Annotated in this window: 15 protein-coding genes; 5 read left to right on the top strand and 10 right to left on the bottom strand. The window is 69.4% G+C overall.

Features of this window, described 5'->3' with window-relative positions; genetic code table 11:
• Positions 1-2: 2 nt before the first annotated feature.
• Together JOD27_RS09715 and JOD27_RS09710 are read right to left on the bottom strand one after the other, a co-directional pair.
• A complete protein-coding gene (locus JOD27_RS09715) occupies positions 3-794 on the bottom strand; it encodes an HAD-IIA family hydrolase (RefSeq protein ID WP_229812810.1) in 792 nt (263 codons plus the stop codon).
• A 4-nt stretch (positions 795-798) separates the two neighbouring features.
• Positions 799-1,245, bottom strand: coding sequence for a MarR family winged helix-turn-helix transcriptional regulator (locus JOD27_RS09710; protein WP_204761780.1), 447 nt, complete (start codon positions 1,243-1,245; stop codon positions 799-801).
• A 114-nt stretch (positions 1,246-1,359) separates the two neighbouring features.
• On the opposite strand from JOD27_RS09710, the gene moaA reads away from it, so the two are divergent.
• Positions 1,360-2,418, top strand: a complete 1,059-nt coding sequence (moaA, locus tag JOD27_RS09705; RefSeq protein ID WP_372441676.1) for a GTP 3',8-cyclase MoaA — start codon at positions 1,360-1,362, stop codon at positions 2,416-2,418.
• Positions 2,415-2,690, top strand: a complete 276-nt coding sequence (locus JOD27_RS09700; protein WP_204761778.1) for a MoaD/ThiS family protein — start codon at positions 2,415-2,417, stop codon at positions 2,688-2,690. Before moaA ends, JOD27_RS09700 begins: the two co-directional genes overlap by 4 nt.
• Here the strand turns inward: JOD27_RS09700 and JOD27_RS09695 are convergent.
• Positions 2,654-5,092 (bottom strand): AfsR/SARP family transcriptional regulator, encoded by a 2,439-nt coding sequence (locus tag JOD27_RS09695; RefSeq protein ID WP_204761777.1) that lies wholly within the window; start codon positions 5,090-5,092, stop codon positions 2,654-2,656. The genes JOD27_RS09700 and JOD27_RS09695 overlap by 37 nt on opposite strands.
• 421 nt (positions 5,093-5,513) lie before the next feature.
• Here JOD27_RS09695 and JOD27_RS09690 point away from each other — a divergent pair, with 421 nt between their 5' ends.
• Entirely contained in the window at positions 5,514-6,152 is a 639-nt protein-coding gene (locus JOD27_RS09690) for a transglycosylase family protein (protein ID WP_204761776.1), read from the top strand.
• 357 nt (positions 6,153-6,509) lie between these two features.
• On the opposite strand, the gene JOD27_RS09685 is transcribed toward JOD27_RS09690, so the two are convergent.
• From JOD27_RS09685 to JOD27_RS09665, 5 genes are all read right to left on the bottom strand, one after another.
• Positions 6,510-6,935, bottom strand: coding sequence for a molybdenum cofactor biosynthesis protein MoaE (locus JOD27_RS09685; RefSeq protein WP_204761775.1), 426 nt, complete (start codon positions 6,933-6,935; stop codon positions 6,510-6,512).
• Positions 6,932-7,399 (bottom strand): MogA/MoaB family molybdenum cofactor biosynthesis protein, encoded by a 468-nt coding sequence (locus tag JOD27_RS09680; RefSeq protein ID WP_307830033.1) that lies wholly within the window; start codon positions 7,397-7,399, stop codon positions 6,932-6,934. Before JOD27_RS09680 ends, JOD27_RS09685 begins: the two co-directional genes overlap by 4 nt.
• Positions 7,396-7,869 (bottom strand): cyclic pyranopterin monophosphate synthase MoaC, encoded by a 474-nt coding sequence (gene moaC / locus JOD27_RS09675; protein WP_204761773.1) that lies wholly within the window; start codon positions 7,867-7,869, stop codon positions 7,396-7,398. The genes JOD27_RS09680 and moaC overlap by 4 nt, the downstream gene beginning before the upstream one ends.
• 22 nt (positions 7,870-7,891) lie before the next feature.
• Entirely contained in the window at positions 7,892-9,274 is a 1,383-nt protein-coding gene (locus JOD27_RS09670; RefSeq protein WP_204761772.1) for an NAD-dependent malic enzyme, read from the bottom strand.
• 167 nt (positions 9,275-9,441) lie between these two features.
• Entirely contained in the window at positions 9,442-9,627 is a 186-nt protein-coding gene (locus JOD27_RS09665) for a hypothetical protein (protein WP_030470874.1), read from the bottom strand.
• Positions 9,628-9,733: 106 nt separating this feature from the next.
• Here JOD27_RS09665 and JOD27_RS09660 point away from each other — a divergent pair, with 106 nt between their 5' ends.
• Together JOD27_RS09660 and JOD27_RS09655 are read left to right on the top strand one after the other, a co-directional pair.
• A complete protein-coding gene (locus JOD27_RS09660; RefSeq protein WP_204761771.1) occupies positions 9,734-11,986 on the top strand; it encodes a helicase-associated domain-containing protein in 2,253 nt (750 codons plus the stop codon).
• A gap of 117 nt (positions 11,987-12,103) precedes the next feature.
• A complete protein-coding gene (locus JOD27_RS09655) occupies positions 12,104-12,721 on the top strand; it encodes a hypothetical protein (RefSeq protein ID WP_204761770.1) in 618 nt (205 codons plus the stop codon).
• A 131-nt stretch (positions 12,722-12,852) separates the two neighbouring features.
• On the opposite strand, the gene JOD27_RS09650 is transcribed toward JOD27_RS09655, so the two are convergent.
• Both JOD27_RS09650 and JOD27_RS09645 read right to left on the bottom strand, forming a co-directional pair.
• Complete coding sequence (locus JOD27_RS09650; RefSeq protein ID WP_030470877.1) at positions 12,853-13,458, bottom strand: GTP-binding protein; 606 nt, start codon at positions 13,456-13,458, stop codon at positions 12,853-12,855.
• Positions 13,439-14,209, bottom strand: a complete 771-nt coding sequence (locus tag JOD27_RS09645) for a DUF742 domain-containing protein (RefSeq protein ID WP_204761769.1) — start codon at positions 14,207-14,209, stop codon at positions 13,439-13,441. Before JOD27_RS09645 ends, JOD27_RS09650 begins: the two co-directional genes overlap by 20 nt.
• Positions 14,210-14,239: the final 30 nt, after the last annotated feature.

Genomic DNA, 14,239 nt, shown 5'->3' with positions numbered 1-14,239 from the left:
AGTCAGTGGCCAGCCCAGTCACCGAACGGGTCCTGAGAGTGACCGACGAGCTCGGCGATCGACTTCAGCACGCGCGTCGGCCGGTACGGGTACATCTCGGCGTGCTCGGAGGTGAAGATCCCGGACAGCACGAGGATGGTCGACAGGCCTGCTTCCAGGCCCGATCGCACGTCGGTGTCCATCCGGTCACCGATCATGAGAGCGTTCTCCGAGTGCGAGCCCAGCGCACGCAACGCCGACCGCATCATCAACGGGTTCGGTTTGCCCACGTAGTAGGGCTCACGGCCGGTGGCGCGCTCGATCAACGCCGCCACGGCGCCGGTCGCGGGCAAGGAGCCCTCCCTCGAAGGCCCGGTCGCGTCCGGGTTGGTCGCGATGAACTTCGCGCCCTCCTCGACCAGGCGGATGGCCTTGGTGATCGCGGTGAAGCTGTAGGTGCGGGTCTCGCCGAGCACCACGTAGTCCGGGTCGCGGTCGGTCAGCACGTAGCCGATCTCGTGCAGCGCGGTGGTCAAGCCTGCCTCGCCGATCACGAACGCCGAGCCGTTCGGGCGCTGCGAGTCGAGGAACCTGGCGGTGGCCAGCGCGGACGTCCAGATCGACGTCTCGGGGATGTCCAGGCCCGTGCGCTGCAATCGCGCGCGCAGGTCCCGTGGCGTGTAGATGGAGTTGTTGGTGAGCACGAGGAACGGGGTGTCGGAAGCGCGCAGCTCCGCGACGAACTCGTCGGCGCCGGGGATCAGGTGCTCCTCGTGAACCAGAACACCGTCCATGTCCATCAAGTAGTGCCACATGGGTCTAAGTATCGATCACGCGCTTGCGGAACGTCTCCACCTGGAGCTGGAGATAACGCTCGATCACCTGAAGCTCGGCCTCGTCGAAGTGGCTGAGCACCTCGACCAGGCTGGCCTGAGCCTTCTCGAAGAGGTGGCCGAACTTCACGAACTCCGCGGGTGTGACCTCGACCAACACCTTGCGGCGGTCGTGCGGATCACGGACACGGCGGACATAGCCGGCACGTTCGAGGCGGTCGATGACGCCCGTGACGGCACCCGTGGAGAGGCCGGACAGCTCGGCGATCCGACCGGCGGTGAGGGGTCCCTCCGCCCGGATGGCGAGATCGAGGCACTTCTCGTCGGTCGCGGACAGGCCCATCTGCTCGGCGACCTTCGTGTGGAACATGATCGTGAGCGCGCTGTGCTCGCGCATGTACCAGGTGAACCTTTCCAGCACCTCAGGTTCCATGCCGAACATCTTAGCCGCTAAGACAATTCCTTGTGACAGTGCTCCAACGGGCGGAACGTGAGAAACCTCGTTATTGGAGTCATCGACAGGGGGATGTTGATTACCCTGAATAAGGTGACAGCAGTGGACTTGGGACTACCCGTCGTACGCGGCACGCCTGACGCGTCCGCACGACCGGACACGCCGCTGCTCGTCGACAGGTTCGGCAGGGTCGCGACCGACCTCCGTGTGTCGCTGACAGACCGCTGCAACCTGCGCTGCACCTACTGCATGCCTGCAGAGGGCCTCGACTGGCTGCGGAAGGACGAGCTGCTCACCGACGCCGAGCTGATCCGGCTCATGCGGATCGCGGTCGTCGACCTGGGCATCACGGACATCCGCTTCACCGGCGGCGAGCCGTTGCTGCGGCGCGGCCTGGAGCAGGTCATCGCCGCGACGGCCGAGCTGGAACCGCGTCCGCGCATGTCGATGACGTCGAACGGCATCGGGCTCGCCCGGCGCGCCCAGTCGCTGAAGGACGCCGGCCTGAACCGGATCAACGTCTCGCTCGACACCCTCGAACCCGACCGCTTCGCCACGCTGACCAGGCGCGACCGCATCACGGACGTGCTCGACGGCCTCGACGCCGCCCGCGCGGCGGGGCTGGAACCGGTGAAGGTCAACTCCGTGCTGATGCGTGGCGTGAACGAGGACGAGGCGGTCCCGCTGCTGCGGTTCTGCGTCGAGAACGGCTACCAGCTGCGGTTCATCGAGCAGATGCCGCTGGACGCGCAGCACGGCTGGAAGCGCACGAACATGGTCACGGCCGATGAGATCCTCACGATGCTCTCGTCCGCGTACACGCTCACGCCCTCGGAAACCCCTCGCGGCGGTGCGCCGGCCGAGCGCTGGCTGGTCGACGGCGGCCCCGCGACCGTCGGCGTGATCGCGTCGGTGACGAGGCCGTTCTGCGCCGCCTGCGACCGCACCCGGCTCACCTCCGACGGCCAGATCCGCAACTGCCTGTTCAGCCAGGGCGAGACCGACCTGCGCACGCTGCTGCGCGACGGCTCCCCCGACTCGGCGATCGCCGACGCCTGGCGCGCCACGATGTGGGCCAAGGCGGCCGGTCACGGCATCAACGAGGCAGGTTTCCACCAGCCCGACCGCCCCATGAGCTCCATCGGAGGATGACAGTGAGCGCCGTGACGACCGCCGTGAAGATCCGTTACTTCGCGGGCGCGCGGGCCGCGGCCGGGGTGGCCGACGAGGACCTGGTGCTCGACACCTCGGAGCCCACCGTGGCGCTCGTGGTGAGCGCCATCGGTGAACGGCACGGCGAGCAGCTCGGCAAGGTCCTCGCGGCGTCGAGCTTCCTGCTGGACGGCGTCGCGGTGCGGGACACGTCGACGCGTGTGCCCGCCGGGGCTCAGCTGGACGTGCTGCCGCCGTTCGCGGGTGGCTGAGCAAGCTTCAGCTCCCACGCCCGGCGTCCGGTCACCCGTGCCAGCTCCACGGCCTCGCACCGGGCCCGCTCGGCTTCCTCCTCGTCGCCCATCGCCCGGTGGATCTCGGCCAGTTCGGCCAGCGCGGGCACCTGCCGGACGCGCAGCTGCCCGCGTTCCGCGGCTGTCACGGCCTCGACGGCGTGCTCGAACGCCTCGCTGAGGTGCCCGAGCGCGCGCTGGGTGCGGGCCAGGCCGGTCAGTGCGTCGACCTCACCCCGCAGGTAGCCGACCTTGCGGCAGAGCTCGAGCCCCTGCTGGTGGTGCGACACCGCCTCGTCCACCCTGCCCTGCGCGTACGCCGCCAGGCCGAGCGTGTTGTGGGCGTCGCCCTCCGACTTCGGGTCCTCGCACTCGACGGCCAGCTCCAGGGACCGGTTGGCGTGGGCTTCCGCGTCGGCACTGCGGCCGCGTTCCAGGTCGAGCAACGCGCGGGTGTCGAGCATGCGGATGACGAACACCGTTCCCAGCGCCGGGTCGTCGAGCACCGGCACGAGCGCGTCGAGGTGCTCCGCGGCGCGCTCGACGTCGCCGATGAGGATGTAGGCGTCGGCGAGGTGCCCTTCCGCGAAGGCCTTGCCGCGTGACACGCCCTGCTCGATCGACAGCCTCGCGACGTCCCGCGCGTAGGACACGGCGAGGTCGAGCGGCCCGAGGTCCATGTAGATGCCGCTGAGGTTGTACACCGCGGGCGGGTTCTCCCCGATGATCCGCAGCGACTCGCGCAGGGCGTCGGCGGCCGCGCCGAGCCTGCCGCACTCCCAGTGCACGATGCCCGCGTTGATCAGCAACGAGCCGAGCACCTGCTCGTCGCCGAGCTCCCGCGCGAGCGCGATGCCCTCCTCGAACTCGGCCTGCGCCTGGGCGAACTGGCCGCCGCGCCAGTGCGCGAGGCCGAGCGAGCCGCGCATGGCGGCCTCCGCGGCGCGGTCGGAGAGCGCACGGGCCGCGCGCAGCCCCGCCTGTGCCGAGGCGACCCAGTCGACGAGGAGGCTGTGGAAGTAGAAGTAGGCCCGCATGGCATCGGTGAGCAGCCAGGCCACCGGCCGGTCCCCCGCCGCGAGGATCGCGGCCACGACGCTCGCCCGTTCCGCCTCCAGCCACGCGACCGCCGCGGTCGAGTCACCGAAGTCGTGCCGTGGCACGGCGTCCGCGACCGGCGGCAACTTCAACCTGCGGAACTCCGGGTGCAGCACGCGGCCGGCAGCGTCCGCGTTGACGAGGTAGTAGTCGTACAGGCGGCCGAGTTCCGGCCGGGCCAGCCGCATCGCGAAGATCCGGAGCAGGTCGTGCAGTGAATACCGGTCGCCGGCGCGCTGCACGAGGTTCGCGTCGACGAGCCGGCCGAGCTCGGCGGTCGCGTCCTCACCGAGCAACGCCGTCGCGCCGGCGACCCCGAAGTCGGGACCCGGCACGTGCCCGAGCAACCGGAACAACCGTTGCGCCGCTTCGGTTTGCGCGCGGTACGACAGGTCGAAGGTCGCCCACACCGCCGCGTCGCCCTCGATCTCCAGCACGTCGAGCCGGTCGTCGCCGCGCAGCTCGGTCAGGTAGTCGGGCAGGTGGCCGTAGGCGACGTTCGCGGCGGCGATGCGCAACGCGAGCGGAAGGTGCCCGCAGAGCCGCGCGAGCTCGGCCCGCTCGGTGCGGCTGCCGCCGATTCGCAAGTGCGCCAACAACTCCTGCGCCTCGCCGTGGTCGAAGACACCGATCCGGATCTGCTCGTGCTCCGGCAGGTCGGTGCGGCTGGTGACGATCACCCGGCACGACGGCCCGGCCGGCAGCAGCGGGCCGATCAGTTCACGGGTGCCGTTGTCGATCACGACCAGCACCGCGCGATCGGCGGTCATCCGTTGGTACAGCGCGGTTTGCTCGGCCAGGTCGACAGGGACCTCCTCGGCACCGAGCGCCCGGAGGAACCGCGACACGGCCTGTTCCGGCGTGACCGGCGCACCAGGAGAGAAGGCGCGGAGGTTCACGTAGAGCTGACCGTCGGCGAACTGCTCGCCCAAGCGGTGGGCGACGTGGACCGCGAGCGACGTCTTGCCGACACCGGGCGGCCCGGTGATCGCGAGCACCGGAGCGGTCGACGCGAGCGCCGCCTCGATCTCGTCCGCGCGCCCGACGAAGTCCGGCAGGTCGGCGGGCAGCTGGTGGGGACCGGGCTTGCGCAGCACGAGCCGGTAGCCCGCGGGCTCGGTGACCACCTGGTCGGTCGCACGAAGCCGTTGCACCAGATTGCGCAACGCGCCCTTCGGGTTCGACGGCTTGTCATCGCCCCAGACGGCGTCGATCAGCTCGTCGAACGGCACCGGCTGGCCGGGTCTGGCCGCCAGCGCCTCGCGCAACGCGTCGATCCTCATGTGTTCATGTTGCCCAATTTCCCGCGCGACGAGTCGATTCGCGGCGTGTCGCCGATCGGCCGAACAGGCGTGAGCGATACCTCACTTTGCGTGATAGATCTCGACCGATATCAGTGTGGAAACGAACCGATAACGACCCCTTTGAGCTGCGCTTTTGTAGCCTCCGCACAACGTTCCAAAACGTTACTGTGATGCGCATCACAGCCTGATACGTTTGGCGAGCTCGCCGTCGGTTACGTACGGTCGCTCCTCGGTTGGTCCCGACCAACCACGAGCAAGACCGGAGGACCGAGCACCGAACCCAGTCCGAGGGTTCTCCGGAACAACCCCGAGCGAGAGAAACCGCCGGACTGGGACGCAGGGACGTACCGGGCTCCCGAACCCGAGTTCCTGGCCGCAGGTGTGGTGGACCGAGAGGCACATGGCTTTCAACCGAGGCAAGCAGGGCAAGCAGGGTTCCGCCGCTCGCACTATCGCCAAGGTCGCGGCCGTCGGCATCATCGCCGGCGCCCCTCTGGGCCTGGCCGTTGGCACCGCCAACGCCGCCCCTGGAATGGACTGGGACGCACTCGCGCAGTGCGAAGCCAGTGGCAACTGGGCCGCCAACACCGGCAACGGGTTCTACGGCGGTCTGCAGTTCACGCAGCAGACCTGGAACGCCTACGGCGGCCAGGGCAGCGCGGCCAACGCCAGCCGCGAGCAGCAGATCGCTGTCGCCGAGCGCGTGCTGGCCGGGCAGGGCCCCCAGGCGTGGCCGTCGTGCAGCAAGCGCATCGGCGCCTACGTGGGCAAGACCGCGCCTGCCCAGAAGCAGGCTCAGCCGCAGCGCAAGGCTCAGCCGCAGCAGCGCCAGGCGCCCGTGCAGCAGGCGCCGGTTGTCGCGCTCGAGGGCTCGAAGTCGAACCCCGGCGGCAACTACGAGATCAAGCCCGGCGACACGCTGTCGAAGATCGCCGAGGCCAACAAGGTCGCCGGTGGCTGGGAGGCCATCGTGGAGAAGAACAAGGGGTTCATCACGAACCCGGATCTGATCTTCCCGGGCGACAAGATCGCCATCTGAGTTCGGAATTTCGGACGATGAATTGCAGTCCCGCTTGTGTCGTGGGCTGATGCAGGACCAGGGATCTCACCGTTACCCCCCGGCGGTGAGGTCCCTGCCTGTGTTCATGGGGTTTCGGTCGTCCGGTTCGGCGGTTGGGTGGCGGTTCCAGCGGAGGGGGCGCCAGTGCGGGTTCCGTTGCGGTTCCAGCGAGGTTGCGCAGGCCTTGACGAGCGGAGTCATATCGTCGCCGCTTCGCGACGATTGCGATCGGGGCGGTCGGGTACCGGAAATTACCGCTTCCCAGCGTGCATAGGTCTGCGCGGCTCGCTTCGCATCGCCACGCGGGGTGCTTCGGCTTCGCCGTTGGCCGGGCAGTCAGGGGCAGTTGACCCACTCGTCGTTGCCGTCCGAGAAGACCTGGCGCTTCCACACCGGGAGGCGGGCCTTGACCTCGTCCACCAGGTCCGCGCACAGGGAGAAGGCTTCCTTGCGGTGTTCTGCGGCCACCGCGCAGGCCAGGGCCACGTCACCGATCTTCAGCGGGCCCACCCGGTGGGAGACGGCGATGCCGTGGACGCCGGGGTACTTCGCGGCCAGCGACTCGACCACCTCGGTCACCACGTCGCCCGCTGACGGGTGGGAGTGGTATTCGAGTTCCAGGACGGAGCGACCGCCGTCGTGGTCGCGGACCACGCCGGAGAAGGTCACCACCGCTCCGGCTCGGTCGGAGGTGACCAGGGCGGCGTGTTCCTCCACCGACAAGGGTTCCTCGGTCACGACCGCCCTCAGGACGACGCTCATTCGTGGTCACCTCCGCGCAGTTGGTCGAGGGCATGCTCCACGACGTTGGCCAGGACGTCCAGGCCGTCCCGGACGCCGCCGGTCGAGCCGGGGAGGTTCACGATCAGGGTGCGGCCCGCCACGCCCGCCACGCCTCGGGAGAGCACGGAGCCCGGCACGCGGGGCCAGGCTGACATGCGGATGGCGTCGGCCAGGCCGGGCACCTCGTAGTCGAGGATCGAGCGGGTGGCTTCCGGGGTGCGGTCGGTCGGGTTGATGCCGGTGCCGCCGGTGGTCAGGATCAGGTCGGCGCCCGAGGACAGCGCTTCGGTCAGCGCCTGCTGGACCGGGTCGCCGTCCGGCACCACGACGGAAGAGGCGGCGAAGCCTCGTGAGGTGAGCCAGTCGACGATGATCGGGCCGCTGCGGTCGGCGTAGACGCCGGCTGCGGCGCGGTTGGAGGCGGTGATCACCACTGCCTTCACGGGCGCACCCACAGGCCTGACTTGCCGCCTTCCTTGCGTTCTACGCGGACCGCGTCCAGGGAGGCGGCCGGGTCGACCGACTTCACCATGTCGTGGAGGGTCAGGCCGGCCACGGAGACCGCGGTCAGGGCCTCCATCTCCACCCCGGTGCGGTCGGTGGTGCGGACCGTGGCTGTGATCAACACCGAGGTGTCGGCCAGAGCCAGGTCCACGACCACCGACGACAGGGCGATCGGGTGGCAGAGCGGGACCAGTTCCCAGGTGCGCTTCGCGGCCATGATGCCCGCGATCCTGGCGGTGGCCAGGGCGTCGCCCTTGGGCAGGCCGTCGGTACCCAACAGCGCAACCACCTCGGCGGTCGTGTGCAGGATCCCGGTGGCCACGGCCGTTCGGGAGGTCTGCTCCTTGCCTGAGACGTCGACCATGCGGGCCGCGCCTTGTGAGTCCAGGTGGGTGAACTGCTTGGTCATACCGCGATCGTATGCCCGGTGCTTACGAAGTGGCTGCCTTGCGGACTGCCTCCGCGACGGCCGGGGCCACCGTGTTGTCGAAGACCGACGGGACGATGAACGACGCGTTGAGGCGGTCGCCGTCCACCACATCGGCGATGGCGCTGGCGGCTGCCAGGAGCATCGCGTCGGTGATGGTCTTGGCGTGGGCGTCCAGCAGGCCGCGGAAGACGCCGGGGAACGCCAGCACGTTGTTGATCTGGTTCGGGAAGTCCGAGCGGCCCGTCGCCACGACCGCGGCGTGCTGCTGGGCCTCCATCGGGTCGATCTCCGGGTCCGGGTTGGCCAGGGCGAAGACGATGGCGTCCTTGGCCATCGTCGCGACCTGGTCGGCGCCGAAGAGGTTCGGGGCCGAGACGCCGATGAAGACGTCGGAGCCGACCAGCGCGTCGTGCAGGCGGCCGGACTGGTTGTCCTTGTTGGTGGTCGCCGCGATGGACTTGAGGTTCGAGTCCAGGCCGGGGCGGTCGCGGTGCACGATGCCGTCGACATCCACGGCGATGATGTCGCCGGGCTCCTGGGCCTGCAGCAGGCGGATGATCGCGGAACCGGCCGCGCCGACGCCGCAGACCGTGATGTGGCAGTCCTTGATGTCCTTGCCGACGACGCGCAGGGCGTTGCGCAGAGCCGCGACGACGACGATCGCCGTGCCGTGCTGGTCGTCGTGGAAGACCGGGATGTCGAGCTTCTCGCGCAGGCGCGCCTCGATCTCGAAGCAGCGCGGCGCGGAGATGTCCTCGAGGTTGATGCCGCCGTAGACGGGAGCGATGAGCTCGACCGCGCGGATGATCTCCTCGGTGTCCTGGGTATCCAGGCAGACCGGCCAGGCGTCGACGCCGGCGAACTTCTTGAACAGCGCGGCCTTGCCCTCCATCACCGGCAGGGCGGCGGCGGGGCCGAGGTTGCCGAGGCCCAGCACGGCCGAGCCGTCGGTGACGACGGCGACGGTGTTGCGCTTGATCGTCAGGCGGCGCGCGTCGTCCGGGTTCTTGGCGATCGCCTCGCACACGCGGGCCACACCCGGCGTGTACGCGCGGGAGAGGTCGTCACGGTTGCGCAGCGGGACCTTCGACGAGATCTCGATCTTGCCGCCGAGGTGCACGAGGAACGTGCGGTCCGACACCTTGCGGACGACGATGCCGGGCAGCGTCTCCAGGGTGTCGGTGATGTCCTTCGCGTGGTTCGCCGACAGCGCGTTGCACGTGAGGTCGATGACGACGCGGTCGTTGTGCGACTCCACGACGTCGAACGCCGTGATGACCCCGCCCGCGCGGCCGACGGCCGTCGTGAGGTCACCCGCGGCGCTCGCTGACGGCGGCGCCTCCAGGCGAACGGTGATCGAGTAACCAGGGCCGGGGACCGGCATCGTCTTCCTCCCACGAAGTGCAGCTCAAGCGGGAAGCGAGCCTATCCCCGGCCCCTTTCCGGTACTAACGCGACTCGACAGTCTTAAGGCCCGTCTGACAGTACGCGGGGAGCTTTCGTACTCCAGGAGCGTACGAAAGGGCCCCGCGTGCGAAAAACAAGCGGGGGTCAGGACTTGTTGATCTCCGTCACCGGGTGGGTGTAGCCGAGGTCCTCGACCGGCAGCGGGAACGTCACCGTGCCGAACGGGGAGAGCGCACCCTGGGTGTCGCTGGTCAGTTCGGTGACGGGGTGGCCGCCGTCGGGGCCTTCCGGCCAGTGCGGGTCGACCCGTCCAGGGCGTCCTTTCGCCACGTTCTCCTCCTCGGTGATGCCCAATGACGCGCACAAGTGTGACAGACCCGTTTCTTGTGCTCTGGGCAACGATGGGAAGTCGCCCCGCCCATATACCGTGGTGAGAATGTCCGGCATCACTCTCGCCGACTGGCTCCGCGCCCAGGACGACGCCGCTCTCGTGGCACTGCTGCGCGCGCGTCCTGACCTGGCAACGCCCCCACCTGCCGATATGTCCGTGCTCGCGACACGGGTCGGCACCAGGGCGTCGATCGCGCGCGCCTGCGAGGACCTCGACACGTTCACGCTCGCCGTGCTGGAAGGCCTGGTCGTGCAGGGCGCGGACACCGAGCCCGTGGCGTTGGCCACACTCGCGCAGGTGCTCGGGCCGGACGTGAAGCCCAAGCCGCTGAAGCAGGCCATGAACAGGCTGAAGTCCCTCGCGCTCGTGTGGGGCGACGACGACGCGCTGTCGGTTCCTCCGGTCACACGGGAGGCGTTCGGCACGTATCCCGGTGGACTGGGCAGGGCGACCGGGCAGACGTACGACCTCCAAGGCATCACCGAGGGCGAGCAGCGGGTCCTGCAGAAGCTCGCCGCCGGGCCTCCCATCGGCGACACCAAGGACGCCTCCCGCGTCGTGCCGCTGGAGAAGGCCGAGACGCCCGTGCAGCGGCTCCTCGCGCGCGGTCTGCTCCTGCGACGCGATCCGGGCACCGTCGAGCTGCCGCGAGAGATCGCGCTCCAGCTGCGCGGTGAACGCCCGCTGGGCCCCATCCAGGTCACCGAGCCGAAGCCGAGGACGAGCACCCTCCAGCAGGCGAGCATCGACGCCACGGGCGGCGGTGAGGCGCTGGAGCTCGTCCGGCACGTCGAGAACCTGATCGCGAGCTGGTCGGCCGAACCACCACCGGTGCTGCGGACCGGTGGTCTGGGCGTCCGCGAGCTGCGCAAGGCCGCCAAGGACCTCGACGTCGACGAACGCCGCGCCGCGCTGCTGATCGAGCTGGTGGTCGGCGCCGACCTGGCCGCGAACACCGAGGCCGCCGAGCCGGAGTGGGTGCCGACGACCAAGGCCGACGTGTGGCTGGCCGCGGCCGCCGAGGTCCGCTGGGCCACGCTCGCGCACGCCTGGCTGGAGCTGCAGAGGCTGCCCGCGCTGGTCGGCCGCCGGGACGAGAAGGACAGGCTCTTCACCCCGCTCGCGGACGAGATCCGCCGCGCCCAGGCGCCCCGCGACCGCCGCTGGGTCCTGGAGACGCTCGCCGCCTTCCCCAAGGGCACCGCGATCGCCGATCCGGCCGACCTGGCCGCGCTGCTCGGCTGGCGCGCACCGCGCAGGGGCGGCCGGCAACGCGACGAGCTGGTGCGCTGGACCATCGAGGAGGGCACCGCGGTCGGTGTGCTCGCTCTGGGTGCCATCACGAGCGCGGGCCGCGTGCTGCTCGACGAGGGCCCAGGCCACGCCGCCAAGTCGCTGGGGGACGCGTTGCCTGCCCCGCTCGACCACGTGCTGGTGCAGGCCGACCTCACCGTCATCGCGCCGGGCAGGCTCGAACCGGAGCTCGCGGACGAGATGGCGCTCGTCGCGGACGTCGAGTCGGCGGGCAGCGCGACGGTCTACCGGATCAGCGAGACGACGGTCCGCCGCGCGCTCGACGCCGGGCGCACCGCCGATGAGCTGCACGAACTCTTCAAGATCCGCTCACGCACGCCCGTGCCGCAGTCGTTGACGTACCTGATCGACGACGCGGCACGCCGGCACGGCAGGCTGCGCGGCGGTGCCGCGGGTTCCTTCCTGCGGTGCGACGACCCGGTGCTGATCAGCGAGGTTCTCGCCCACCCCGAGGCCGCACGGCTGGAGCTGCGCCGGATCGCACCGACGGTGCTGGTCAGCCCGTTGCCGCTGGCGGACGTGCTGGACGGGCTGCGTTCGGCGGGGTTCGCCCCGGCGGCGGAGGGCCCCGACGGCCAGGTCCTCGACCTGCGGCCGGGTGGTCGCCGGACCACGCCGCGGCAGCGGTCCGCCCGCAAAGTCACGTCACCGACGGTGCCCGCCGACGAGCGGTTGGGTGAACTCGTCAGGCTGGTGAGGGCGGGCGATCGTGCCGCCGCGACACCACGGGGTGAACGCATCGCCGTCCCCGGACATCTCGGCGCCGGGCCGTCCGCCACCCTGTCGTTGCTCCAGCAGGCCGCACGGGCGCGACGGAGAGTGCTCGTCGGGTTCGTCGACTCCCACGGCACGGCCGCGCAGCGCGTGATCGAGCCGCACGTCGTGGGCGGGGGTGTGCTCGAAGGCTACGACCACAGCTACGGAGAGGTGCTGAGGTTCCCTCTTCATCGCGTCACGTCCGCCGCATTGGTGGACGAGGACTGACCGTCGGTCATCCCCCGATCGTTCCGCAGGATCACCCTTGCGTGTGCGCGTCGCGACCTAGCGTCGAGTGGCGTGAGCGTTTCACGACGCTCACTCGACGAAGGAGGAGCAGCGCAAATGGCCATCACCCGGTGGGCGCGTAGAGCGGTCCTCACCGCAACGGCATTGGCGTTCGCCTTGCCGTTCTCAACAGGAACAGCCCAAGCCGACCCGATCATCGAGATTCTCGGGGACAACAACGTCAACGTGACCGTTGGCGCCTACAACAACAACGTGGACTCGATCCCGGTCAGTCTCGGCGCGGGCGCCGACCTCGACACGGGCAGCGGCCTCACTCTCGCCCTCGACGAGAACGACGGCATCCAGCTCGCGATGGACATCGGTCACGCGGAGATCTGGGCCGACGCGTCGGCCGGCGTTCCGTTCACGCATGTGGGCGTCAACGCGACCGCCGCGGCCGCGGTCGACACACCCGCCGTCCAGGTCGCCGTCGCCCCGCCTCCGGCACCCGCGGCCGCACCGCCGACACCCGCTGCCGCGCCGGAACCGGCACCGGTCCTGCAAGCCGCCATCACGATCACAGACGAGACCGCCACCGCGGTCGACGAGCCGAAGGGCGACGACGAGGAAGAGGACTGCCCGGAAGAGGTCCGGCCGTCCGGCTGCCCCAACATCACCGCGCTGGAAATCCTGAGCGTCTGCCTGCTGCCGGACCTGGTGCAGCTCCACGTCTGATCGAACGACCCGGCCCAGAGGAGATCACCAGGACGACTCGCTGAGATGCGCAACGACGAGGCGAGCGCCGCACCCGAAGGTGGCGCTCGCCTCGTCGTTCACGTAGGTGGAACTATCCCCGGTGAAGGAGATCAGCCGGCGCGGACGGACATCCACTGGCGCATGGCGTGCTCGACCAGCGTGATGAGCGTCTGCTTGGTCGACTGCCGGTTGCGCGCATCGCACGTCACGATCGGCACGGACTCGTCGATCGTCAACGCCTCGCGGACGTCCTCCAGTCTGTGGTGGAGGAGGCCATCGAAGCAGTTGACACCCACGACGTACGGCAGCTGCCGGTCGTCGAAGAAGTCGATCGACGCGAACGCGTCGGCGAGTCGGCGGGTGTCGACCAGCACGATGGCGCCGATGGCACCCCGCACGAGGTCGTCCCACATGAACCAGAACCGGTGCTGACCCGGTGTACCGAAGAGGTACAGGATCAGGTCGCTGTCGAGCGACACACGGCCGAAGTCCATCGCGACCGTCGTGGTGACCTTGTTCGGCGTGGCGGAGAGGTCGTCCACCCCCGCACTGGCCTCGGTCATCACCGCCTCGGTGGTCAACGGGACGATCTCGGACACCGAGCCGACGAACGTCGTCTTGCCAACACCGAAGCCACCCGCCACCACGATCTTGGCGGAGGTCGTCGGCTTCCGTGCGCCCTCGGCGCCCTGGGGACTAGAGCCTGCGAAGCCCACTGAGCACCCTCTCCAGGAATTCCATGGAAGGCCGGTCCCCCACGACCAGACCGCCCTGGTGAATCAAAACCAATCCCATGCTTGCCATGTCGCCGATCAACACCCGCACGACGCCAAGAGGCAAGCGTAGGAGTGCCGCGACCTCGGCCACCGACCGCGTGTCCACACACAGCCCACAGATCGACCTGTGCTCGGGAAGCACGGCGGCGTCCCGTTCCAGGCCGCGCTCGCTGGTCGAGATCAGTGCCTCGATCGCGAGGTCGTAGTCGGGCCGTGTGCGCCCACCGGTGCGTGTGTAAGGCCGCACCAGTGAACCCGAGTCCGCAGAAGAAGTTTCCTCCGGACGCACAGCAGGCTGCGCACCGGTGCTGTACGCCGGTTGCGCACCGGTGGTGTACACCGGCTGCGGCCCGGTGGTGTACGGCAGTTGCTCCGGCACCGCATCCGGCATCTCGTGCTGGCCGAACAGGTCCGCACCGGGGCCACCGAACAGCCCGGTGCCGTACCCGTCTATGTCGAACCGGTTCGGCACGTCGTCGTACGGATACGACGACGAGTCATCCACCTCACGCTGAGACATATCGCCTAGCCCTTGCCCTGTAACCCGCTCATCGTGGGGTGCGTCCTCGGCTTCCTCTGGTTCTTGGGGTATCGCATCAGGCTCGTCGAACTGGAACCCACCAGCGGCCCACTCCTGGTAGTTGAAGTTCCTACCGAAGCCCCGGCCTCTAGCGCCAGATCTTCCAGCCATCTCTTCTCACCCCTGAACTTCAAGTGAGGT

This window comes from Lentzea nigeriaca (assembly GCF_016907955.1).
In the GTDB taxonomy this organism is placed as follows: Bacteria; Actinomycetota; Actinomycetes; order Mycobacteriales; family Pseudonocardiaceae; genus Lentzea; species Lentzea nigeriaca.
The sequence above is the reverse complement of the archived record's forward strand: the minus strand, read 5'-3'. Positions and strand labels throughout refer to the sequence as shown.

What these genes read in the sequence shown, in the direction of transcription:
- JOD27_RS09715 (WP_229812810.1), bottom strand. Translation starts at nt 794, where the DNA reads ATGTGGCACTACTTGATGGACATGGACGGTGTTCTGGTTCACGAGGAG.
- JOD27_RS09710 (WP_204761780.1), bottom strand. Translation starts at nt 1,245, where the DNA reads ATGGAACCTGAGGTGCTGGAAAGGTTCACCTGGTACATGCGCGAGCAC.
- JOD27_RS09700 (WP_204761778.1), top strand. Translation starts at nt 2,415, where the DNA reads ATGACAGTGAGCGCCGTGACGACCGCCGTGAAGATCCGTTACTTCGCG.
- JOD27_RS09695 (WP_204761777.1), bottom strand. Translation starts at nt 5,092, where the DNA reads ATGAGGATCGACGCGTTGCGCGAGGCGCTGGCGGCCAGACCCGGCCAG.
- JOD27_RS09690 (WP_204761776.1), top strand. Translation starts at nt 5,514, where the DNA reads ATGGCTTTCAACCGAGGCAAGCAGGGCAAGCAGGGTTCCGCCGCTCGC.
- JOD27_RS09685 (WP_204761775.1), bottom strand. Translation starts at nt 6,935, where the DNA reads ATGAGCGTCGTCCTGAGGGCGGTCGTGACCGAGGAACCCTTGTCGGTG.
- moaC (WP_204761773.1), bottom strand. Translation starts at nt 7,869, where the DNA reads ATGACCAAGCAGTTCACCCACCTGGACTCACAAGGCGCGGCCCGCATG.
- JOD27_RS09670 (WP_204761772.1), bottom strand. Translation starts at nt 9,274, where the DNA reads ATGCCGGTCCCCGGCCCTGGTTACTCGATCACCGTTCGCCTGGAGGCG.
- JOD27_RS09660 (WP_204761771.1), top strand. Translation starts at nt 9,734, where the DNA reads ATGTCCGGCATCACTCTCGCCGACTGGCTCCGCGCCCAGGACGACGCC.
- JOD27_RS09655 (WP_204761770.1), top strand. Translation starts at nt 12,104, where the DNA reads ATGGCCATCACCCGGTGGGCGCGTAGAGCGGTCCTCACCGCAACGGCA.
- JOD27_RS09645 (WP_204761769.1), bottom strand. Translation starts at nt 14,209, where the DNA reads ATGGCTGGAAGATCTGGCGCTAGAGGCCGGGGCTTCGGTAGGAACTTC.